24 protein-coding genes and 1 riboswitch are annotated in these 23,105 nt (G+C 44.7%); of the genes, 3 read left to right on the forward strand and 21 right to left on the reverse strand.

From position 1 onward, the window contains the following. Window positions 1–62 precede the first annotated feature (62 nt). The 8 genes from fur to pdhA all read right to left on the reverse strand — a co-directional run bounded on the left by fur (window position 63) and on the right by pdhA (window position 9,681). Entirely contained in the window at window positions 63–530 is a 468-nt protein-coding gene (gene fur / locus JNUCC31_RS01360) for a ferric iron uptake transcriptional regulator (RefSeq protein ID WP_192272640.1), read from the reverse strand. 335 nt (window positions 531–865) lie between these two features. Next, window positions 866–2,353, reverse strand: a complete 1,488-nt coding sequence (locus JNUCC31_RS01365) for a glutamate synthase subunit beta (RefSeq protein ID WP_192267867.1) — start codon at window positions 2,351–2,353, stop codon at window positions 866–868. Window positions 2,354–2,980: 627 nt separating this feature from the next. After that, on the reverse strand, window positions 2,981–3,469 hold the full coding sequence (locus JNUCC31_RS01370; RefSeq protein WP_192267869.1) for a dihydrofolate reductase: 489 nt from the start codon (window positions 3,467–3,469) through the stop codon (window positions 2,981–2,983). Between the two features lie 30 nt (window positions 3,470–3,499). Further along, window positions 3,500–4,294 carry a thymidylate synthase gene (gene thyA, locus JNUCC31_RS01375; protein ID WP_192267871.1) on the reverse strand — a complete coding sequence of 265 codons (795 nt, stop codon included), beginning with the start codon at window positions 4,292–4,294 and terminating at the stop codon, window positions 3,500–3,502. 319 nt (window positions 4,295–4,613) lie between these two features. Next, window positions 4,614–6,029, reverse strand: a complete 1,416-nt coding sequence (gene lpdA, locus JNUCC31_RS01380; protein WP_024630356.1) for a dihydrolipoyl dehydrogenase — start codon at window positions 6,027–6,029, stop codon at window positions 4,614–4,616. 3 nt (window positions 6,030–6,032) lie between these two features. Continuing rightward, complete coding sequence (locus tag JNUCC31_RS01385; protein WP_192267873.1) at window positions 6,033–7,355, reverse strand: dihydrolipoamide acetyltransferase family protein; 1,323 nt, start codon at window positions 7,353–7,355, stop codon at window positions 6,033–6,035. 175 nt (window positions 7,356–7,530) lie between these two features. Then, complete coding sequence (locus tag JNUCC31_RS01390) at window positions 7,531–8,508, reverse strand: alpha-ketoacid dehydrogenase subunit beta (RefSeq protein WP_062325380.1); 978 nt, start codon at window positions 8,506–8,508, stop codon at window positions 7,531–7,533. Between the two features lie 105 nt (window positions 8,509–8,613). After that, window positions 8,614–9,681 carry a pyruvate dehydrogenase (acetyl-transferring) E1 component subunit alpha gene (gene pdhA, locus JNUCC31_RS01395; protein WP_062325382.1) on the reverse strand — a complete coding sequence of 356 codons (1,068 nt, stop codon included), beginning with the start codon at window positions 9,679–9,681 and terminating at the stop codon, window positions 8,614–8,616. A gap of 255 nt (window positions 9,682–9,936) precedes the next feature. Between pdhA and JNUCC31_RS01400 the strand changes: the two genes are divergently transcribed. Continuing rightward, complete coding sequence (locus JNUCC31_RS01400) at window positions 9,937–10,671, forward strand: alpha/beta hydrolase (protein ID WP_192267875.1); 735 nt, start codon at window positions 9,937–9,939, stop codon at window positions 10,669–10,671. Between the two features lie 161 nt (window positions 10,672–10,832). Here the strand turns inward: JNUCC31_RS01400 and JNUCC31_RS01405 are convergent, their stop codons facing one another. Beyond that, window positions 10,833–11,303, reverse strand: a complete 471-nt coding sequence (locus JNUCC31_RS01405; protein WP_192267877.1) for a low molecular weight protein-tyrosine-phosphatase — start codon at window positions 11,301–11,303, stop codon at window positions 10,833–10,835. A 1-nt stretch (window position 11,304) separates the two neighbouring features. Further along, window positions 11,305–11,979, reverse strand: a complete 675-nt coding sequence (locus JNUCC31_RS01410) for a trimeric intracellular cation channel family protein (RefSeq protein ID WP_267132512.1) — start codon at window positions 11,977–11,979, stop codon at window positions 11,305–11,307. A 183-nt stretch (window positions 11,980–12,162) separates the two neighbouring features. On the opposite strand from JNUCC31_RS01410, the gene JNUCC31_RS01415 reads away from it, so the two are divergent. Both JNUCC31_RS01415 and JNUCC31_RS01420 read left to right on the forward strand, forming a co-directional pair. Further along, window positions 12,163–12,804, forward strand: a complete 642-nt coding sequence (locus JNUCC31_RS01415) for a thiamine diphosphokinase (protein ID WP_192267879.1) — start codon at window positions 12,163–12,165, stop codon at window positions 12,802–12,804. Between the two features lie 280 nt (window positions 12,805–13,084). Beyond that, window positions 13,085–13,585 carry a C40 family peptidase gene (locus tag JNUCC31_RS01420; RefSeq protein ID WP_192267881.1) on the forward strand — a complete coding sequence of 167 codons (501 nt, stop codon included), beginning with the start codon at window positions 13,085–13,087 and terminating at the stop codon, window positions 13,583–13,585. A 136-nt stretch (window positions 13,586–13,721) separates the two neighbouring features. On the opposite strand, the gene JNUCC31_RS01425 is transcribed toward JNUCC31_RS01420, so the two are convergent. The 11 genes from JNUCC31_RS01425 to JNUCC31_RS01475 form a co-directional block, all read right to left on the reverse strand. Further along, on the reverse strand, window positions 13,722–14,492 hold the full coding sequence (locus JNUCC31_RS01425; protein ID WP_228469435.1) for a winged helix-turn-helix domain-containing protein: 771 nt from the start codon (window positions 14,490–14,492) through the stop codon (window positions 13,722–13,724). Between the two features lie 79 nt (window positions 14,493–14,571). Further along, a complete protein-coding gene (locus JNUCC31_RS01430) occupies window positions 14,572–15,621 on the reverse strand; it encodes a MoeB/ThiF family adenylyltransferase (protein ID WP_192267885.1) in 1,050 nt (349 codons plus the stop codon). Continuing rightward, entirely contained in the window at window positions 15,618–16,385 is a 768-nt protein-coding gene (locus JNUCC31_RS01435) for a thiazole synthase (RefSeq protein WP_192267888.1), read from the reverse strand. Before JNUCC31_RS01435 ends, JNUCC31_RS01430 begins: the two co-directional genes overlap by 4 nt. 2 nt (window positions 16,386–16,387) lie before the next feature. Continuing rightward, window positions 16,388–16,591: a sulfur carrier protein ThiS gene (gene thiS / locus JNUCC31_RS01440; protein ID WP_063562837.1), complete on the reverse strand. Its 204-nt coding sequence runs from the start codon at window positions 16,589–16,591 to the stop codon at window positions 16,388–16,390. After that, window positions 16,588–17,814 carry a glycine oxidase ThiO gene (gene thiO, locus JNUCC31_RS01445; protein ID WP_192267890.1) on the reverse strand — a complete coding sequence of 409 codons (1,227 nt, stop codon included), beginning with the start codon at window positions 17,812–17,814 and terminating at the stop codon, window positions 16,588–16,590. The genes thiS and thiO overlap by 4 nt, the downstream gene beginning before the upstream one ends. A gap of 4 nt (window positions 17,815–17,818) precedes the next feature. After that, a complete protein-coding gene (locus JNUCC31_RS01450; protein ID WP_192267892.1) occupies window positions 17,819–18,409 on the reverse strand; it encodes a thiamine phosphate synthase in 591 nt (196 codons plus the stop codon). A 304-nt stretch (window positions 18,410–18,713) separates the two neighbouring features. Continuing rightward, window positions 18,714–18,823, reverse strand: a riboswitch (TPP riboswitch). Window positions 18,824–18,958: 135 nt separating this feature from the next. Further along, window positions 18,959–20,509, reverse strand: a complete 1,551-nt coding sequence (locus JNUCC31_RS01455; protein ID WP_192267894.1) for an ABC-F family ATP-binding cassette domain-containing protein — start codon at window positions 20,507–20,509, stop codon at window positions 18,959–18,961. 132 nt (window positions 20,510–20,641) lie between these two features. After that, window positions 20,642–21,625, reverse strand: a complete 984-nt coding sequence (locus JNUCC31_RS01460) for a hypothetical protein (RefSeq protein ID WP_192267896.1) — start codon at window positions 21,623–21,625, stop codon at window positions 20,642–20,644. Beyond that, entirely contained in the window at window positions 21,612–22,163 is a 552-nt protein-coding gene (locus JNUCC31_RS01465) for a hypothetical protein (RefSeq protein ID WP_192267898.1), read from the reverse strand. The genes JNUCC31_RS01460 and JNUCC31_RS01465 overlap by 14 nt, the downstream gene beginning before the upstream one ends. After that, window positions 22,160–22,561, reverse strand: a complete 402-nt coding sequence (locus tag JNUCC31_RS01470) for a hypothetical protein (protein ID WP_192267900.1) — start codon at window positions 22,559–22,561, stop codon at window positions 22,160–22,162. The genes JNUCC31_RS01465 and JNUCC31_RS01470 overlap by 4 nt, the downstream gene beginning before the upstream one ends. A 13-nt stretch (window positions 22,562–22,574) precedes the next feature. Beyond that, window positions 22,575–23,060 (reverse strand): hypothetical protein, encoded by a 486-nt coding sequence (locus tag JNUCC31_RS01475; RefSeq protein ID WP_024630375.1) that lies wholly within the window; start codon window positions 23,058–23,060, stop codon window positions 22,575–22,577. Between the last annotated feature and the right edge of the window lie 45 nt (window positions 23,061–23,105).

Consider the following 23,105-nt stretch of genomic DNA (forward strand, 5'->3'; position numbering starts at 1 on the left):
CCCCTTGCTTCTGAACCTTATTATATCAGATTTTGATTGCAGGAGCATCCTCTCCAGTGGAATTAGCCCGCTTCCTGTTCATTCACAGCCCGCTTTGCCCTGCATTCTTTGCATACGCCCTGAAAATCAAGCCGATGATCCGTTACAGCAAAGCCATACTGTCGCTCAATTTGTTGTTCCAGACGAAGCAAGCCGTCTTCCATAATTTCTTCCACACTACCACAATCTGTACAGATCAGATGATGATGGTGATGTGATCCATCCGTACTTCTCAGATCGAAGCGCGCAGCACCGTCTCCAAAGTTAATCTTTTCGACCACATGGAGATCACTTAGCAGTTCAAGTGTACGATACACCGTAGCCAAACCAATCTCCGGAAATTGTTCTTTTACCAGCAAGAATACTTCCTCTGCACTAAAATGATCCTTTTCATGCTCAAGCAATACACGTACGGTAACTTCCCGTTGCTGTGTCAACTTATATCCTTTTTCAACCAGTTGATGTTTAATGTCATAAATCTGCTCTGAAATGGATTTGCCCCGATTACTAGCCATAAGGTTGCACCTCCGAATTTAATAACTTCACCAATCAAAATGTTCAAGTCAATTTCAAGATATACTATTCATTCGTAATTTAATCATGTTCACACTCTTATTTATAATAATTATAATATAATAATAAATCTTTATGGATTAAAAAGCAATGCTATAACGCACACATGCAAAAGATAAATGAGACCAACTCTCAATTTCTTATAAACAAAAACAACCCTCGTATAAACACAAGGGTTGTCATTTTATGAAATTCATCTTTTAGATGATATGAGTGCAATTACGATTACATCGCAGAAGACTTCATCCGCTCTTTACACGAGAACTGTAGCACCCATCAAGTATTTGTCCACTTCACGGGCAGCTTCACGACCTTCATTGATAGCCCATACAACCAGACTTTGACCACGACGCATGTCGCCTGCTGCAAATACTTTATCCACATTGGTATTATATTTGCCATAACGGGCTTTAACGTTAGTACGACGGTCTGTAGCAAGTCCAAGCTGCTCAATCAAAGTTTGTTCTGGTCCATCAAAACCAATAGCAATCATTGCCATTTGAGCCGGGAATACACGCTCTGTTCCAGGAATGGGCTGATAAATCTTGCGACCGGTTTCATCTACAATACGCTCGATTTGCACGGTGTGCAATTCTTTGAGGTTACCATCTTCATCACCAACAAATTTGGTTGTCATGATAGAGAATTCGCGTGGATCTTGACCAAATAACGCTTTGGCCTCCTCTTGGGCATAGTCAAGTGTATATACGTTAGGAAATTGCGGCCAAGGGTTGTTGATGCGATCACGCTCCATAGGAGCCTGGGTGTGCGTACCAAATTGAGTAATGGTACGGCAACCGTGACGGAGCGATGTAGCGACACAGTCAGAACCTGTATCCCCGCCACCGATAACGATTACATCCTTGTCCTGTGCAGACAGGTAGTTTCCATCCTCCAGGTTGGAGTCCAGGTAACTTTTGATGCTGCCATTCAGGAAGTCCATAGCGTAGTGTACGCCTTTCAGATCACTGCCTTCAATGTTAAACTCACGCGGTTTGGTTGCACCACCGCACAACACAACGGCGTCATAATCGTCTACCAGCTGCTGAGCGGCAATGTCCTTCCCGATCTCCGTGTTTGTTACAAATTGAATGCCTTCAGCTTCAAGCAAATCAACACGTCTCTGAACTACGTTTTTGTCCAGTTTCATGGTTGGAATGCCGTACATCAGCAAACCGCCGACACGGTCGGAACGCTCGTATACAGTTACCGAATGGCCCGCTTTGTTCAACTGAGCTGCTGTAGCTAATCCCGCAGGACCTGAACCAACGACCGCTACACGTTTACCCGTACGTTTCTCCGGAGGTTGGGGAACAACCCATCCTTCTTCAAAACCTTTTTCTATTATCGCTTCCTCAATGGTTTTAATCGTTACAGGCTCACCAATCAGCCCGACTGTGCATGATCCTTCACAAGGAGCAGGACAGACACGACCTGTAAACTCAGGGAAATTGTTCGTTTTGTGCAAGCGATCAAGTGCCTCTCTCCATAATCCACGATACACCAGATTATTCCATTCCGGAATCAGGTTATGCACCGGGCAGCCCGACGTTCCGCCAATCATATCTATACCTGTATGGCAATACGGTGTACCACAATCCATGCATCGTGCACCTTGTGTTCTGAGCTCTTCTTCAGCCATATGTTTATGAAACTCTTCCCAATCCTTAACCCGCTCTGACGGCTCGCGGTCCGCAGGCAGTTGCCGTTTGTATTCCATAAATCCAGTAGGTGTAGACATCTTACGTTTCCCCCATCCGTTCTTGTCTTAATCCCTTCATCTGCATGGTTCTATATGAAATGGATTACTCTCATTACCTGAGTTTTTGTATATTGTATCACAAAATCTTCTCGAAGATATTTCAATTATAGTAGCACTTTGCTTGTTGAATATTAAATGGATTATCCGCATAATTATTTGTATTTTATACATCATATCGTTCTAGTCTACCAAGGGTCAATACCCTTAATTTGGTCTTTATCCAGGTTTAGATCCAGTAAAATAAGCGTTTGATTTCGTACCCGAAAGTTCGAATGTCAATTAAATGTGAGCTAATTTATCACTTAAAACAACAAATTTCCTTGTATTGTATTACCAATTCCGAATATTATCCTAATTTTAGGGCTTTACAACGGTAAAACTCTACATTATTTATACTTTTTCACTAAAAGACCAGTAGAACTATGTATAATATTCTTCCGCATCGTCAATTTAACGTAAATACAATGTTAGTTTTGTGTCATTTCGTATGGAGATCTATTTATTTTTTTAAAAAAAGACGCTGTTCACGAATAATTCGTAAATCAGCGTCCCAAATCATTTACTTATAGAAAATGTTCGGGTTCTGCCGGCCCAGCTTATGCCCCTTTAGCGTTTTCGTTCATAAAATTCAAACGTATACGCATAAACATTTTTTTCATCCTGTTCGCCTTCAATCTGTTCCTTCAATTCCCACTCCGACCAGTCCACTTCCGGGAAAAAGGTATCTCCTTCAAAATTCTCATGAATTTTGGTCACCACCAAGCGATCTGCGAGTGGCAAAAACTCACGATAGACCTGGGAACCCCCAATGACACAAAGCTCTTCACCTTTTGTAACTTCCAGGCCCTCTTCAATCGTGTGCACCACTTCAGCCTGATTCGCTTTGTAGTTCAAATCTCTGGTTACTACAATATTTCGGCGCTGTGGAAGTGGCTTGCCCCCAAAAGACTCCCATGTATTACGTCCCATGATAATCGTCTTGTTCAATGTACGCTGCTTAAAAAAGGCCATATCTTTAGGCAGGCGCCATGGAATGTCATTATTTAGACCAATAACACCGTTTTCTCCCATCGCCCATACGAGTTCAATGCTCAAAGATTACACACTCCTTCAACTTGTGTCTATTTATACCGCAATCGGGGCTTTAATGCCCGGATGATGCTGATAGTTCTCAAACTCAAAATCTTCAAACGTATAATCGAAAATGGAATCCGGCTTGCGCTTGATCACCAGTTTAGGTAACGCATAAGGTTCGCGCTCCAACTGGGTTTTCACTTGTTCCACATGGTTCGAGTAGATGTGTACATCCCCTCCCGACCAGATGAATTCTCCGACCTCAAGGTCACACTGCTGGGCAATCATGTGTGTGAGAAGCGCATAACTGGCAATGTTAAATGGCAACCCAAGGAACGTATCTACAGAACGCATGGTAAGCATACACGATAGTTTACCCTCAGCCACATAGAACTGAAACGCAAAATGACATGGTGGCAGCTTCATATTGTTAATCTCCGCCACATTCCAGGCACTGACGAGGTGACGTCGTGAATCTGGATTGTTTTTGATCGAATCAATAACCGCTGCAATTTGATCAATTTTCTCTCCATTGGGTGCTTCCCAAGTACGCCACTGCGAACCATACACTGGTCCCAAGTCGCCGTTCTCATCTGCCCAATCGTCCCAAATTTTAACGCCATTATCCTTCAAGTAGGATATATTCGTATCCCCGCTCAAAAACCACAACAGCTCATGAATAACCGATTTCAAATGGATTCGTTTGGTCGTAACAAGTGGAAAACCTTCGGAAAGATCATAGCGAAGCTGTCTACCGAAAACAGACTGTGTTCCGGTTCCAGTACGATCTCCCTTATGCACGCCTGTATCCAGGATATCCTGTAATAAATCGAGATAGTTTTTCAAATTATATTCCCCTCGCACTTCTTATTTCATAGCAATAAAAAACAAACGAGAACATTCACAGAGGTTGTGTTTGCTCCAATTTGCCTTATAGAAAACAGCACAGAACTAAGGTCTATGCCGTCATATTCGTTGTTACAGTGTACCACATTGAGATTCAGATTGCATGATTCTTGTGCTGTTATAGCTTCATTTTTTCGAGTCTTAAATAGCCTCTTACTTTAGATGTTAAGATAAAAAAAGGACAGACAACGTCGAATGACGTTATCCATCCCTTTTTAATTTACGAATAATGCCAGACGAATCCGGAGCTTAGACGATCTTAACGGGAAATGATGTGGATCGGGTGACCCATAACCAATTCCGCAGCTTCCATCACGATTTCGCCCAAAGTTGGGTGAGCGTGAATAGTCAGCGCCAGATCTTCCAGAGTAGCGCCCATCTCAATTGCCAGACCAAGCTCAGCAATCAGGTTGGAAGCTTCCAGACCTACGATTTGGCAACCCAACACAAGGCCGCTTTCTTCGTCAGCTACGATTTTCACGAAGCCTTCAGCATGGTTCAAAGATACTGCACGGCCATTACCCGCATAAGGGAATTTGCCTGCTTTAACTTTGTAGCCTTTTTCTTTCGCTTCTTTCTCGGTGTAACCTACGCTGGAGCACTCAGGATCTGTGAATACAACTGCAGGCATACATTTGTAGTCAACTACAGATGGTTGTCCTGCGATCGCTTCAGCAGCCACTTTACCTTCATAAGAAGCTTTGTGAGCTAGTGCCAGACCGGATACGATATCACCAATTGCGAAGATGTGAGGAATGCTTGTGCGTCCTTGGTGGTCAACTTTGACAAATCCACGCTCGTCAACGTCTACGCCAATCAGGTCCAAACCAAGCTCACCGTCTGTATTTGGACGACGTCCAACCGTAACGAGCAGGTAATCTGCAGTCACTTCTTTGGACTCACCATTTACAGAATATTTAACAGTTACATCTTTATCCGTTTGCTCAGCACTTTCAGCTTTTGCACCCGTTACGATTTCGATGCCTGTTTTCTTCATGTTTTTAGCAACGAGGCTAGTCATGTCTTTATCGAAACCTGGCAGTACTGTATCCAAACCTTCGATGATGGTTACTTTCGCACCGAATTTGGAGTACATTTGACCAAGCTCGGCACCGATATAACCACCACCGATAACGATCATGCTTTTTGGTACTTCAGGCAAGTTCAGAGCTTCTGTCGAAGACAGAATGCGTCCGCCAAACGGGAAAGGTTTCAGTTCGATTGGACGGGAACCTGTTGCAATGATTGCATTTTTGAATTTGTAACGCGGTGACTCGTGATCGTTAAATACACGAGCTTCGTTTTCGTTGATGAACATGCACTCACCGTTGAAAACTTCAACTTTGTTGCCTTTGAGCAAACCAGCTACGCCGCCAGTCATTTTCTTAACAACGCCGTTTTTGAATTCTTGAGTTTTGCTAAAGTCCACTTTTACGTTCTCAGCAGAGATACCAAATGCTTCACCGTGAAGTGCAGACTCGTATTGGTGTGCAGCAGAGATCAGAGCTTTGGATGGAATACATCCGCGGTTCAAACAAACGCCGCCCAGTTCGGATTTGTCTACGATCAATACGCTTTGGCCCAATTGAGCAGCACGGATGGCAGCTACATAGCCGCCAGGTCCTGCACCAATTACTAATGTGTCGATATTGAGAGAAGCGTCGCCTACTACCATATCTTACACCTCCATAACAAGCAGCTCAGGGTTAGCGAGCAGCTGTTTAATGTAATTCATAAAGTTTTGTGCTGTTGCGCCATCGATGATACGGTGATCAAAGCTCAGGGAAAGAGCCATTACAGGTGCTGCAACTACTTCGCCGTTTTTGATAACCGCTTTTTCGCTGATGCGTCCTGTTCCGAGAATAGCAACTTCAGGGAAGTTGATGATTGGAGTGAAGAACATACCGCCAGCAGAACCAATGTTACTGATGGAGATTGTGCTTCCTCTCATTTCGTTCGCGCTCAATTTGCCGTCGCGGCCACGAGCTGCCAGATCACGGATAGAATCAGCGATCATCCAGATGGATTTACGATCAGCATCTTTGATAACAGGAACGATCAGGCCGTTGTCTGTATCTGTAGCGATACCGATGTTATAGTATTTTTTGTAAACAATTTCGTTAGCTTCTTCATCAATCATCGCGTTCAAAGCAGGGAATTGACGGGAAGCCGCAACCAGTGCTTTAACGATGAATGGCAGATACGTAACTTTTGTACCTTTTTTCTCAGCGATAGGTTTCATGCGAGTACGGAAAGCAACCAATTCAGTTACGTCCACTTCGTCCATGATGGTAACGTGAGGTGCTGTGTAAGCCGACTTAACCATCGCATTGGCAATCGCTTTACGGATACCTTTGAATGGTACGCGCTCTTCTTCAAGGCGTTGATCAGCTGCTGCAGCTGCTGGTGCTGCGGATTTCTTCTCTTCTTGAGCCGGAGCTTCGGAAGATGCCGCTGCGGAAGAACCGCCACCGTTTTTGAAAGATTCAACATCTTCTTTGGTTACTTTACCGTTGTTGCCAGTACCGTTAACCTGAGCGATGTCCACGCCTTGTTCGCGAGCAAATTTACGCACGCTTGGCGTTGCCAGAACGTCTTTGGCAGGTACTGCCGGAACGCTGTTGTTGCCGCCTTCTTTAGCTGCATCAGAACTGGATGCTGCTGCGGAAGAACCGCTTGTGTCAGCTCCGCCTTGAGCTGCATCTTTTTCTTGCTCGCCTTGATCGCCAGCTGGAGCGTCGTCTTGCTCAGGAAGCTCGCCTTCTGCTTCGATAATAGCAACAACTTCGCCTACGTGGCAAACTTGACCATCTTTAGCAAACACTTCTGTTACTGTTCCGTTAACCGGACAAGGTACTTCAACGACTGCTTTGTCGTTCTGTACTTCCATGATGATATCGTCGTCAGTTACTTTGTCACCGACTTTGATGTGCATCTTAATGATTTCGCCTTCGTGAAGGCCTTCGCCCAGTTCAGGGAATTTGTATTCAAATTTAGCCAACTGAAAAACCTCCTTGATTATGTCTCAATCCTGAAAACAACCCTTAACTCCAAGAAACAACCGTTACTGCTAGTGCAATAAACTGTTACTCAAGGGGCTAATGGCTGTTTACAGTGCAGCTTGCGCTGCGGTGTGGATCACCATACTGCGCCTTGCGGCATGTCAGATGATTAAATTAGAAATTTACGACTTTGTTAACCGCAGCAACGATACGTGCTGGGTTAGGAAGCCATGTATCTTCGATTTGTGCAAATGGATATACAGTATCCGGACCAGCTACACGCAGAACCGGTGCTTCCAAGTGCAGGATTGCTTTTTCATTGATTTGTGCAATGACTTCAGCTGCAACACCTGCGCTTTTTTGAGCTTCTTGTACAACGATTGCACGATTTGTTTTCTTAATGGAAGCAACGATAGTATCGATGTCGATCGGGCTAACCGTACGAAGGTCGATAACTTCAACTTTGATTCCTTGTTTTTCGAGCTCTTCTGCTGCTTTCACAGAAGTGTGAACCATCATACCGTAAGTAATGATAGTTACATCAGAACCTTCACGAACAACGTTCGCTTTGCCCAGCTCAACGGTGTAATCTTCTTCAGGCACTTCTGCACGGAATGCATGGTACAAGTTCAAGTGCTCCATGAAGAATACAGGGTCGTTGTCGCGAATAGAAGCGATCATCAGACCTTTTGCATCGTAAGGGTTAGAAGGAACAACCACTTTGATACCCGGAGTTTGCGTGAGCAAACCTTCAAGGGAATCCGTGTGCAATTCTGCCGCTTTTACACCGCCACCGAATGGTGTACGGAATACGATTGGAGAATTGTATTTACCGCCGGAGCGGAAACGCATACGAGCTGCTTGAACTACCATTTGGTCAAGTGCTTCGAAGATAAAACCAACGAATTGGATCTCAGCAACCGGACGGAAGCCTTGAACACCCAAACCTACAGCCAGACCGCCAATAGCGGACTCAGCTAGTGGTGTATCAAATACACGCTCTTCGCCAAATTCTTTTTGCAGACCTTCCGTTACACGGAAAACGCCGCCTACATTACCTACGTCTTCACCGAAAAGCAGAACGTTAGGATCACGTTTCAACTCAACGCGAAGCGCATCACGGATTGCTTCTTTCATGTTCATTTGTGCCATTTGCTTCATTTCCTCCTTAAACATTGACAGTTCACATTTGAATTCATACATGTATACCGGGACACCGGAACCCGTCCCGGATGTTTATGCTTTATCGGAAAAAACTTATTGGAAATCAGCTTTTTGCTCTTCCAAGTGCTTAGGCGTTTGTTCGAACATGCTGTCGATCAAGCCTGAAATCGTCATTTTCTCGGTTTTTTCCGCTTTTTTGATCTCTTCGTTCACTTTTGCTTTTGCTTCTTCTTTCACACGTGCTGTATCTTCTTCAGTCCACAGACCTTTTTTCTCCAGATATTTAGCAAAACGTGCGATTGGATCTTTCGCATTCCATTCAGCCTCTTCTTCTTTTGTACGATACTTGGAAGCATCATCCGAAAGGGAGTGAGGACGGAAACGATATGTTACTGCTTCGATCAATGTTGCGCCTTCTCCGTTACGTCCACGTTCAGCAGCTTCCTGAACCGCTTTGATAACCGCAAAGATGTCCATACCGTCAACTTTAACGCCTTTGATCCCTGCTGCTACCGCTTTGTGAGCGATGGACAGAGCTGCCGTTTGTTTGGCAAAAGGAGTTGTGATGGCATAACCATTGTTTTGCACGAAGAAAATAACAGGCAATTTGTAAACACCAGCGTAGTTCAGACCTTCATAGAAGTCGCCTTCTGAAGAACCACCATCACCTGTGTACGTAATTACAACTTGTTTTTGTTTCTTCAATTTGTAACCCATTGCAATACCCATTGCATGCAGAATTTGTGCACCAATGATGATTTGCGGCATCAATACATTAACGCCATCCGGGATTTGTCCACCATGTTGGTGTCCACGGGAGTACAGAAACGCTTGATAAAGAGGAAGTCCATGCCACACGAGTTGCGGAATGTCGCGATAGCCAGGACATACAAAGTCTTCTTTTTCAATTGCAAATTCACTACCAACCATTGTAGCTTCTTGACCAGATACTGGAGCATAGAAACCAAGACGACCTTGACGGCCCAGGTTTACTGCACGGTCATCCCAAGTACGGGTAAATACCATGCGATACATAATTTCTTTTAATTGATCGTCGGAAAGTTTAGGCATCATGTCTTTGTTAACGATTTCGCCGTCAGGAGACAGCACGGACAGAGCTTCTACATCCTCCGTATATACTTCATAAGGAACCTTGCTCATTTTTTTCTTCACCTCAACAAAAAATTTGAATATCAAGTTCCGCTGTTATAATATTATTATACACCTGTTTCACTGCATACGTCAAAGATATCCGTAATTTTTTTATGTTTCCTTCCGGATTGTATGTATAACAGGGGCTTAATATTGGTATAACAGCATAATACATGTTTGCATGTTTAACCTATCCCCGCACACGGTTAATCTTACCGTATTGCGCGGTCGATTGCAAAAATTAACCGAGAAAGGTGACGTTTTATGACGGATTCCCGCTATTTGAAACGTACGATTGTGAAAGAAGAGATTGAGAGTCGCTATCTCGGAGAGAAGCGTACACTGCGAATTTATCTTCCCCCGGGCTATAACGAATTGTTAAGCTATCCTGTAGTATACTGTCAGGACGGTGAAGAATTTTTCAACTTTGGTCGTATTGCCACCACTGCCAACCGTATTATTCTTGACGAGGGAGCCGAACCATTCATTATAGTAGGGGTTCAGGTTGACGTTTCCGTGAGAACTCAGGAATATGCCCCCTTCGGCAATCGATTCAAGGCATATACGGCATGTTTCGCTGAAGAGATTATTCCCTATGTAGAAGAGAAATATCCTGTACGCCGATCTCCCCAGGAACGTATCCTTGCCGGAGACTCACTCGGTGGTAGCGTTTCACTTCATCTTGCCCTGCTTTACCCTGATCTGTTTACACGTGTCATCAGTATGTCCGGCGCATTCTACTCTGCTTCTCAGGAAATCTATGCTGCAGAGCAGGACTTGTCCTGGCTCTCGATCTGGATGATCGTTGGATTACAGGAAACGGCTTTCGAAGCTGACACTGGAACCTATAATTTTGTACAATTGAATCAGGATACTCGCGATTTGCTTGAAAAACGCGGTGCACTCGTCTCCTATCGGGAGAAAGACGGTCATCATCAGTGGGGATTCTGGCAGAAGGAACTGCCCGAAGCTTTGCTTTATTTTCTACAGGAAAACTAACTCAATCACTTAACAGGCGGCTGAAAGCCGCTTTTGTTTTGCAACCAAATGATATCGCTTACATAAACATTCAAAAAAGAAGCAGGCTCTCCTGCTCGTTTGTTGTCCAGCTTCTTGTCTTGTATTATGTTTGTCAATGTTCAGCAAATGCACCCTCTAGGTTATACCAATGAATGCTCCTTCGTGATCCGGTCCAGTAACACGTCGCAGCCTGCATCAAGCAGCCTGTACACTTCTTCAAAATTCCCCGTATAATACGGATCTGGAACTTCACGGAGTGTCTCGTCCGGCAGCATATCCATCATCTTGATAATTTCTGCTTCTTCACCGCCGGTCACACTTCTTACATTCGCTGCGTTGGAATCATCCATACATATGATGTAGTTAAATTTTGAGAAGTCTTCGCTCTCAAATTGTCTTGCAGCCATATCAGCATAAGAAATTTGACGTGAATCAAGCAATTTGCGAGTCCCTTCATGCGGAGGTTTACCGACATGCCAGTCGCCTGTACCTGCCGAGTCCACTCGAATCTGCTGAGCCAGTCCTCTTTCATTAACTTTGTGACGGAGGACGGCCTCAGCCATCGGCGATCGGCAAATATTGCCCAAACATACAAACAAAACGTGAATCATGTTATTCCCCCTTACTCAAGGTGCGGTTAAGTGGCGCTGTTGCTGTCTGAGGTTTCACACTCTCCGTTTGTACCAGAGAACGACGGGGCAGCTTCCATTTATAATGAACCGAACACATCCGAAAGAACACAACAGCACCAAAGCATATGAGCAGCCCAACATTCGTTGTGAACCACCCCATGCCGATTGCAAAACCAGCTGTAATTGCCCAGACGGCATAGATTTCATCACGGAGCACAAGCGGTTTCCGTCCTGCCAGCAAATCGCGAATGATCCCTCCGCCTATTCCGGTCATTACTGCGGCTACGATAACTGCACTAATGGGATGACCCATATTGGCCGCATATAATGCCCCCTGAATCGCAAAAGCAGCAAGTCCAATCGCATCGAACAGCGCTTCCGTTCGCTTCCAGTGACCAATCCACTTGAGCGGCAGTATGAATGCTATGGCTACAGATACAAGGGCCAACATGATAAGCGCTCCCTGGCTCCATAGTGTTGTCACAGGTACACCAATCAGCACGTTACGAATCACGCCGCCTCCAAATGCGGTGACAAGACCAAGCACCAGTACTCCCAAAATATCATACTCTTCTTCCATTGCTACGAAGGCCCCTGACATTGCAAAGGCAATGGTGCCTATAATGCTGAATACTTCAAAAATGTGCAAGTCCAACCTGTTCAAACCTCACTTTTCAAGTCATCTCCATGTCGCTCTACCCATTGTATCCGCGAGGATCGAAATTGTGCAACTACATTTTGTGGATTATACTGGTTTTGTGAATGATTCTTGTACAGGTCGACCACATTGTATAAGAAGGGAACCAGTTTCTTCATTAATCAGGAAGGATGAAATGGAATGACTAAGAAACGAGTTATTATTTTTACAGGTGGAAGCCTTTCTCCTGAGTTCCTCAAGGAAATCAGTAAAGACGATACTATAATCGCAGCCGACCGCGGTGCCCTATTTCTAATAGAACATGGGATTCAACCTCATATATCTGTTGGAGATTTTGATTCTATTACCGAGCAGGAGCGCGAAACTGTACGTCAGCATAGCGAACAAATCATCACCTGTGACCCCGTTCATAAAGATTTGACGGATACCGAGATGGCTTTTGAAACAGCGCTGGATCTTGAACCTACCGATATTCTGATGCTGGGTGCAACAGGTACACGCATGGATCACACACTCGCCAACGTACATATTATGGTTCGCGCTATGCAGCATCATATTTCCTGTACACTTCAGGATGAACACAATTATATGATGCTAACGACCTCCGAAGCTTTTGTGGAAGACCGTGGTTATGAATATATCTCCCTGCTACCACTAACCAATGAAGTGACCGGTATTACATTGGAGGGATTCATGTACCCGTTAGATCATGCCACCATACGCATGGGGCAGTCTTTGGGAATTAGTAACAAACTGCTCGGAAAGTCGGGTAACGTCTCGATCGAAAGCGGGTTATTACTTATTATTCAGAGCAAAGATTAACGTTTTGAATATACTTATTACGATTCTGTAATCTATAACTATGGTTTAAAATAATCGTCAAAACGTCAAAAGACCCTTGATATCAAGGGTCTTTTGACGTTTATAATATGGGTTGACTCGTCAATGATTAATTTTTTGACATTTTTAATGGTATTTTAATAAACAAACCGAAACCGTTGCGGCCCTAAGCTTTGTCGCTACTCATCCAATTTTTAGGCTGTTACAAAGCTGTTATACTCGCTCTAGCAACTAAACGAAAACGAATTTTGGAGGTACTCACATGAAAACAAACATCTTTGTCCAAAAGGCCGTAACCGTCGGGTTGTGCGCTACACTAGGTTTTGGAGCTGTATTAATGACTAATGCACCTGTTGCACAGGCAGCAAGCGCTTCTGTTTCCACAGGGCAACAAATTGTAAATTATGGTAAGAAATTCACAGGAACTCCATATAAATTTGGTGTTTCAACTTCTACTACCAAAAATTTTGACTGCTCTTCTTTTATGAAATACATCTTTAAAAAGTATGGTGTAGACTTGCCGCGTACATCCGTTAAGCAATCCAAGGAAGGCGTAGCAGTGTCCAAAGCAAATCTGCGTGTTGGAGATCTGGTATTCTTCTCCAGCGGTAGTCGCTCCACTGGCTCCAATATTACTCATGTTGGAGTATACGCAGGAAACGGAAAAGTTCTGCACACGTACGGTTCTCCTGGTGTAACGCTTTCCGATTTGAACTCGGGACACTGGAAAAAGACTTATATCAAAGCTCGCCGCGTATTGTAGTTCAAATTCAAAAATGTACCAAAGCGAGTGGGGCCGGATCTATTGATCCGGTCCTTTTATATTTACCCGATAAACTGCCCTCCCCAAACTGGAGGTATGTGGAAAACATGATCCGGTTTTTGGTTTATACTCACTTTTATTCGGTATGCAGCATATAGCCGACTCCACGAACCGTATGAATTAATTTCATGTCCCTCCCCTTATCCACCTTTACCCGCAAATGTTTGATATATACGTCTACCACATTGGTATCCATTGCAAAATCATATCCCCACACTTCTCTTAAAATGACGCTCCGCGCACATGCCTCGTTGACGTGACGGGCAAGAAATTCCAGCAATTCGTATTCTTTCGGAGTAAGCATTAGATATTCACCTGCTCGGCTCACTCGACGTGAACGCAGATTCACTTTTAGATCATGCACTACAATGACTTCTTCATCTTCCTGTGAGACATGTGCAAACACACGTAACAGATTTCGCACTCTGGCCATCAGCACATTACGATTTATTGGCTCTTCCATCACATCGTTAGCGCCATAGTCTAGCCATTCCACAATTAATTCAGGAGAGATCTTGGGAGTTATAACAAGAAGTGGAGAAATCGCGCCAATCTGTACTAACGATTCCAGTCCAGCCTTCACCTGATCTTCCTGATTTTTTTCATTAACTAATATGATCATGCTCAGTTCCGTCAATGGTATTTTGGAACCACGCTTCAATTCAGACCATTCCATTAGTTCAACATGATATCCTTCAGCACAAAATACGTCTTTAATATTTGTAACCTGCTCTCCGCTGCCAACCAGTAACATGGATGTTTTCATTTTTTCACCCGGCCTGTCTCTATACGCTTGCTGCATGGTTTCCTTGCTAACGGTCAATTTCTTCTTGTTATCACGTAGCATCGCAGCAATGTTGTATGTCTATCATGCCGTAAAATGAAAAAGTCCATTCCTCAAAGGAACAGACTCAGAGCATTATGTTTCAACCAAAATATCTGTGAACCAGTGTACGGGCCTCTGCGGTATCTTTTGTTCCATGAACAAGAACCCGCCCATCCTGAAAAATGACCATTCGGTACGTTCCAGTTGTAAAAGAGACCAGAAACGGATTGGCTTCCACTTTGCCATCATCCAGTTTCTCCAGACGAACAGCCGTTTGTTGCAAATCCAGTTTCATTTGGCGTGAAGGGCGGATCTGGACTGTATCCCTGCCACATAACACGTCTGTTTTTTCCAGATTGGAGGCAGACAGGTACGGATATGTAGCTTTTTGACCACATGATGGGCAATCTGCTTTTCTGGCACCGTCAACGTTAATGGATATGTATTCATTCCTCCACACGTCAAATGACAGTAACTTGCGTCTCAAGGCATCTGAATTGCCACTAAGTAACTTCATGGCTTCTGCTGTCTGATTTGCCGTAACCATCTGCACCGCTTGAGGGATAATACCTGACGTATCACAGGTGTCTCCACCTAACGGAACCTCACCTAACAAACAGTTTAAGCACGGGGTTTCTCCTGGCAGAAACGTGTAGGTAATTCCATAACTGCCGACACATCCGCCATAAATCCAGGGAATGCGGTACTTCTGAGACATGTCATTAATTAATAAACGTGTATCAAAATTATCCGTTGCATCCATAATCAAATCTGCACTTTGAACCAATTCTTCCAGTTCATCCACTCTCACGTCCATTACTTTGCCTACAACTTCAACGGTAGAGTTAATGTCAGACAGACGCTTCTCGGCTGCCAACGCTTTGGGCATTCGCTGAATGGCATCTTGTTCTACATATAACTGTTGTCGCTGGAGGTTGCTCCACTCCACATAATCACGATCTGCAATGGTAACGTGGCCAATACCTGAACGTACCAGTGTCTCTGCAATGCCAGTGCCAAGCGCACCTGCACCAACAATTAATACTCTGCTGTTACTCAATCTGTCCTGACCTTCCTTACCGATCGGAGCGTACCGTTCCTGTCTGGAGTAACGGTCTGCCTGCTCGGAGGGTCGTGTCTGATTTGTCATGTATGAACCATTCCTTCCGCCGGACTACTTGCTGCCGCGTAACGCTTAATGGGAATCATGCCTGCCTCATAAGCCATTCTGCCTGCTTCAACCCCCATTCTCATGGCCTTAGCCATCTTCACAGGGTCTCCCGATCCGGAGACAGCCGTATTCAACAATACACCGTCTGCTCCCAATTCCATCGCATGAGCCGCATCTTTGGGTGCTCGAAGCCCTGCATCCACAATGACAGGAACGACGGCTTGTTCAATAATTATCTCCAGATTATAGGGATTAATAATTCCTCTCCCTGCCCCTATGGGTGAAGCCCCAGGCATGACAGCATGTACACCGAGTAGTTGCAATCGCTTGGCCAAAATAACATCATCCGAGATATAAGGCAGTACCGTAAATCCCTTTTCAAGCAATATCTCACATGCTTTATACGTTTCAATCGGGTCAGGAAGCAATGTGATTCCATCGCCGATGACTTCTACTTTTATCATATCACAAAGTCCTGAAGCCCGGGCAAGTTCAGCGATTCGCACTGCCTCCTCTGCCGTTGAAGCACCCGCTGTATTGGGAAGCAGGGTATACCTTTTCAAATCCAGCGTGTCCAGAAAATGTTGTTTGTTTCGATCTTCCAGATTCAAACGCCGAACAGCGAACGTTAACACTTCCGTACCTGCCGCTTCAACCGCCTGGCTCTGCACGTCCAAATCCGAAAATTTGCCTGTACCCAGAAGTAGTCTAGATCCGAACGTATAATTCCCAATCTTCAACATAGTTAACCGCCTCCCACAAAATGTACAATTTCAATCCGATCTCCGTCTCTTAATGCCGTCGTCTCATGGTATTCCCTCGTTAAAATTTGCCGATTCAATTCAACCACTACGGTTTTTACTTGCAGATTAAACGAATGGAGCAATTTGTCCACACGATTTAAGCTATCTTCAATTTGCATGGTTTGTCCGTTGACAATGATATTCACTGCAATATCTCCTTTCGATTCATACGATCCGGACTAAGGTCCTGAATTCCCAACGCTTCGGAAGTTTTACCGTAGATTATATCAGCCATTAAGCTGCCCGTAATCGCACTAAGCAGTATGCCATTACGATAATGTCCAAAAGCAGTGAATAACCCGGGAATACTTTCACAAGCCCCTATGTAGGGCAATCCATCCGGAGTCGAAGGTCTAACACCCGCCCATGCCCGGAGAAAATGCGCTTCCTTCATGCCAGGCACCCAGCTTGTCGCAGCTGTAAATAGCTTCTGAATCCCCTGTACCGAGACTTTTGTGTCTGTTCTTCCGGGAAGGCTGGTTGCACCGAGCCACACTTCCCCATTGGCTTTTGGGACAATATATATATCATCTGCATACACCGTTTTGTCAGGTCTGTATCCGATGTGGCGAGGTGAGAAATGCACCGCTGCAATCTCTCCTTTCACAGGCAAAACAGGCAAAATCAGCCCTGCATGTCTCATCAACTCTTCTCCCTGTAACCCTGTTGCAACAATGACGTTCTTCGATGTCATCGTTCCAATGGAAGTTCGGATCCCTTGAACTCCGTTCACATCTATATGCAAACGGACATCCTGTACGCCTTCCATAACCCTTGCACCCATGGCTTGAGCCGCCCTGACATACGCCTGCGTGAGATTAACAGGAAGGATCTCGCTCTCGGAAGGTCTGTAATATGCACCATAGATATCCCTGTTTAACCATGATGCTTCCTGTTGGACAGAGACACGATCCCACCAAAAAGGTTCATCAGAGGAGTTCGAAGATCTGTTATTTTTGTAATTGCTGACCTCACTGTATGAACGAAAGGGAGTAATAAACCCATATTGCTGCAAACCCATCTCCACTCCACTAAGTGAACTGATTCGTTCCTTCTGTTTATGAAGTAATTCTCTGCTCTCCTTCGCGAGCCTCGCCATAACGGCATGAGTGAATCTCTCACTGTCAGCAGCAAGCATCCCGGCAGCTGCACAGGAAGTTCCTCCAGCGATCCGCGAACGCTCAACCAAAAGAACATCATGGCCTCGGGTAGCGAGCTCACATGCAATAGCACAACCGATCACTCCACCGCCTACAATAATGGTTTCAGCATGAAGATTGCCTCGAATTTCCGATCCAATTCTACTCCTTGATACTGCTCTTGGATGATAACCTGAACGTTTCCTTATACTTCTTGCTCCCTCTCTCATGATCTCATCTCCCTGGTTCGGCATACTTCTGTGAATTCGTGATCGCCCGCCGCAATGAAGCTGCTGCCAGTTCCGGGTTGTTGCTTGTCCAAATCGTAGAGATTACCGCAGCCCCTTTGGCGCCAGCAGTTCGGATAGCAGCAATATTCTCCGTTCCAATCCCACCAATCGCGATCACTGGAATTGAAACTTTGGTGCATACCTCAGCCAACGAAGCAAGTCCTCTAGGCTCGCAATTCGGTTTACTGGGTGAGGCGTACACATGCCCGTAAAATAGATAATCCGCCCCACGTTCTTCTGCAACTTTTGCTTCTTCCAGAGAATGAACCGACACCCCTACGCGAAGCCGATCGACTCTCCCCAGCTCCTTATCGTAGCTATGAATAGCAGCTTGGCCCCAATGCACACCACCAAACACCCCATGTTTAGCCAGCTGATCTGAGCCATTCATGATGATTCGGTTAGATGGAACACCCTTTTTTTTCAGGCTTTGGGCCCATTGTATCTGTTGCTCCAGGGTCAGTTTTTTTTCTCGAATGTGGATATAATCGACCCAGCGCCATACATCCGTGGCAGCATGCACAAAAGAGTTCATGTCACCTTTTCCTGGTGAAAGAGCATGCAGTTCGAATGATCCTCTTGTTACATGTTCGTGGAAGATTTCCGTATTGTTCGCCCTCCTCTTGCATATGATTACGCTGAAATAAACAACAAAAAAAGCCACTCCCGCAGGGGAGTGGCCACGAATTTAGTATTCATGGATCAACTGAATGACTGCTGCATACGGTTACTCACTGCATAACAACTACGGAACCCATAATTGTAACAATGTGTATATGCATGTTTCACACTGCAGGCAACATCGCAATAAAATCAACGATAATTGCTCACTTTGTCATTAGCTGAAACGGCCACTTCCCTACGCTGGTATGATCCAGATCAGGTGCAAAGGGTCCGGAATCTAATTCTTCCATCTCAGCCGCATCGTGCGGCCCCCCTAGTGTTCATATGAAGTTGTAGCCTATGTTACCATAGACACCTTTTTTTGTCACCGTACATTTCCATTGATTACGTTGTTCATTCATGCTTAGGGTTGATGTAGTTATAAAAGTAGCTGATCTTGTTCGAGGTTCGAAGATACATACTATTGTTTCTCGGACCAAGCTTCAACATCCCATGTTTTGGTTACCCAGCTTTCATAGAACTCAGGTTCATGTGATACGAGCAACACGGTACCCTTGAATTCTTGCAAGGCGCGTTTTAGCTCTGCTTTGGCTGTCACATCCAAATGGTTGGTCGGCTCATCGAATAAAATCCAGTTGCTTTCACGCATAAGAAGCTTACACAAACGAACTTTTGCCTGTTCTCCACCACTAAGCGCGTTAAGCGGACGGGTGATATGCTCATTTTTCAATCCACATCGTGCGAGATGGCCCCGGACTTCATTCTGTGTCAGATGAGAAAATTCATTCCACACATCTTCGATCGGAGTAATATTACCTGCACGTACTTCTTGTTCGAAATAGGCTGTTTCCAGATAGTCACCCAAGAATGTCTTACCGCTGATTGGCGGGATTTTCCCAAGGATGGTCTTCAGCAGAGTTGATTTACCTACACCGTTACACCCAACAATGGCAATTTTCTCACCACGCTCAATCGTCATCGTCATTTTGGGCAATAATGCATATGAATATCCAATTTCAAAATCAATACCCTCAAAGACGGTTTTGCTGCTCGCCCGGGCATCCTTGAATTTGAATGTGGGTTTGGCTGCTTCGTCTGGACGATCGATCCGTTCAATCTTGCCAAGCTGCTTCTCACGGCTCTTGGCACGACCGGAAGTGGAAGCGCGGGCTTTGTTCCGCTGAATGAAATCTTCCTGCTTCTTGATAAATTCCTGCTGTTTCTCATAAGCATCAATATGCTGCGCCTTATTCATGTCGGCCATTTCAAGGAATTTGTTATAGTTCGCTGCATAACGCGTCAACTTGGCAAATTCCAGATGATATATAACGTTAACGACCTCATTCATAAACTCCGTATCATGCGAAATCAGAATAAACGCATACGGGTAATCCTTCAGGTAACGCGTCAGCCATTCAATGTGTTCCACATCGAGATAGTTCGTTGGCTCATCCAGCAGAAGAGCCGTTGGTTTCTCCAGTAAGAGCTTGGCAAGCAATACCTTCGTACGTTGACCACCACTAAGCGCGGCCACGTCACGATCCAGACCGATAGCGGACAAGCCAAGTCCATTCGCCATCTCTTCCACTTTCACATCAATCAGATAAAAATCACCTTGCTCTAATTGTTCCTGAATGTCACCCATTTCTTCCAGCAACAATTCAAGCTTGTCCGGATCGGCGTCTGCCATCTGATCCGTGATGGACATCATTTCTTTTTCCAACTCAAGCAAGGGCAGGAACGCCTCTTTGAGCACATCACGAATCGTTTTTCCAGGCGTGAGCTTGGTATGCTGATCCAGATATCCATAGCGAACTTTTGGGGTCCATTCAACCTTCCCTTCGTCCTTTAACAATTTCCCGGTAAGGATGTTCATCAATGTGGACTTGCCCACACCATTTGCACCAACAAGGCCTACACGCTCTCCGGCGAGTAAACGAAAAGAAACATTTTTAAATAACGTGCGGTCGCCAAAATTGTGACTCACGTTCTCAACTGACAATAAACTCATAAGATGAGGTTGCTCCTATCTATTTGGACATTACTATCGTTCCGAAACCTTATTTTATCACAGGTATCGCCTTTTCTGAAAGTAATGTAAACATCTCATGCAACCTCACTTTCATATTACAAACAAACTGCCCTAATTTATGGAACACTTATACTCAAAATAGCCTTGAGCTGCTGCTTGTTTCGCATCTGTAAACACTTCTCCGGCCCTGTAACCATTGCGGCATGTGGAGGGATAATAATATTTGATTCCACTTGCCGGATCAACTCCGCCAATAATTGCTGTTTTCTTCACCAGTCTGCCACCACCGATGGCATAATTGTTAATCTTTTCATTCCCTACAGGTACCCCCTGAATAAAGGCCATAAGTCCTGTATCACTAATTGTATTGTACCAATCCTCTTGAGAAATCAAAGGCATGGTGAAGGTGTAGGAAACACCATTCCTTCTTGCAAACTCATTATGCCTGTTGATAACCTCAGCCAAATCTTCCTGCACACTTGTTACGATCCGGCTTCGTCTGACCTGTTCAAAGAGCTCGGCATCTTGAAGAAGAGGGATTTGCGTGCTGGAGGCCAGTTCTTTTTGGAAGCCTTCTACCCATTTGCCCAAGCTTGCATCATAGGCATACACATACCCATCGAGCGTGAAGTTAATACTGCTGCCATTTGAATCAGAATATGTATAAGGTTTCTTGGGGCTCCACACGTGCCGGAATGAATCTTCAAGGTTTCCTGTCATTTCAGTTTCTTTCGCCAAAATATAATAACCGTCATAATCCAGCAGAACTATTGCAGGTAAGTAATTAAACATGGCCTTTATCGCAGCAGGATCATCCTGAATCCCCATATTAAGCGCCATTGTTTGGGTAAACGTAAGTAATGCAAGCTCTTTGTCCGCTTTCACGAACTTGGTTGAATCATACCCCGCTTCATCGTTTTGCTTCTCATTCTGATGCATCACAGCCCCTGCATCCATTACAGCAGTCTGAAGTGCCGCCCTGTAACGATTGCTTAAATATTGAGCCTCTTGGGCATTGTCGGTATTGTGAGATATAACCCAGAAAATAGGTAAAAAGATAAGCACAAACACAATGGAAAGATCAGTAATCTTCATTTAGAACCATACCTCCATATGTGGTAAATACGGCTGCTGCCTGCGCAGACCCGTTTAACCACTCACGAATCAGCATGGCAGGTGTACGATTTGTATTTTTGACGGTCACTGTGAAAAAATCCCCCATAACCAAAGTATATCTGCGCCCAGGATCATCTGAAGCCAGTACACTGGACGATGGAAATAGCTTGGCTTTAATCTGAGCTGAATAATAGCCGTCCTGTACAGTCTCATAAGTTCCAGAGAATGTACTCTGATCCAGCGGGTCTGAATAATGGGGTACATACTTTTTGTGTAGGTGTTCCATGGCAATTTCATAGGAATTACCCGTTCGGGCCATCTGTTCTTCGAACTCTGCATACATGTCAGGGGAAATATACCCCTTTGTTCTGACTGCATCAACAAAACGGGTAACCGTCTGTACAACGGTCATGCGTGCCATGTCATCCTGCCGATCAGCTGACTCTGCTGCCGGATATACATACAGCAATACGACTGCCAGAAGAACGGCAAGCAGCTTGGATGCGGCATTAATCAAGGTATGCTGGCCTCCTTCCAAAACGCAATCTTTAGCACTTCGCCAGTATCACTTCTAATGAACTCCGGTCTGTACGATGCAACAAGTTGGACAGGGATAGTCACTGTTCTATTTAAAAGGGGATCCATAACATAGGCTGTCCCGTCTACCTCCACTCTGATCGTTGTCCCTGTCATCTGTCTTACCGTATGTAAGACTTCAGCACCGCTGTAGTGTTCTGGCTGGCTTATGTGCAAAGTTGTATTTAGTCGTCCTTCCATGTTTGCAGTGGTCTGCACCATGTGGTTCAAACCGTCTGACAAAACCTTCACATTTTGTTGCCCGTACAGGCAGGCTGTCACAAACAGGACAACCGCCGTACAAAACAACATGAGCTGCTGTGTATTCTGGGACATCATCAACCAACTCCTGTCAGGATTGCTGGAAAATAAGCCCTCTTACTACATTAGATCTGTCTTTTACAATAATTGCTTTGAATTTACCGCTTGGATTGACATACTGATTATCTTTTTCACTCATAGTCTGGTTGATAACGCCCACTTTCTCGTCAGGTTTAATAACAGAGCCATAATCCGCATTATTGAGATCCTGGGAAATGTTTAACTGATTACCATACCATTGGCCTCCTTTATTTTTACCTGTAATAACTTGAATCCCGAATTGATCCTTGTCCGCATATTTACGCAACGCGTTCGTAACCTGTGATCCGCTAATGGTAGTTCCGTCATACACCGTAAATGCAGCTTGGGACAACTCGGTCTGGATATCCGCAAAATTGTTTTGTGCCGTTTTGGTCGCCTCCTGAGCCGAAATAAACAACAAAACCACAATTGTAATAAGGGCGATGGTCAGAAAGATGCCTGCTGCCACCTTTAAAGCGCTTGATGCATTGTTCATGATAAATCCTCCTAAATTTATTGTTATTTATTTCAGACTGCGACG

The organism is Paenibacillus sp. JNUCC-31 (assembly GCF_014844075.1).
Lineage (GTDB): Bacteria > Bacillota > Bacilli > Paenibacillales > Paenibacillaceae > Paenibacillus.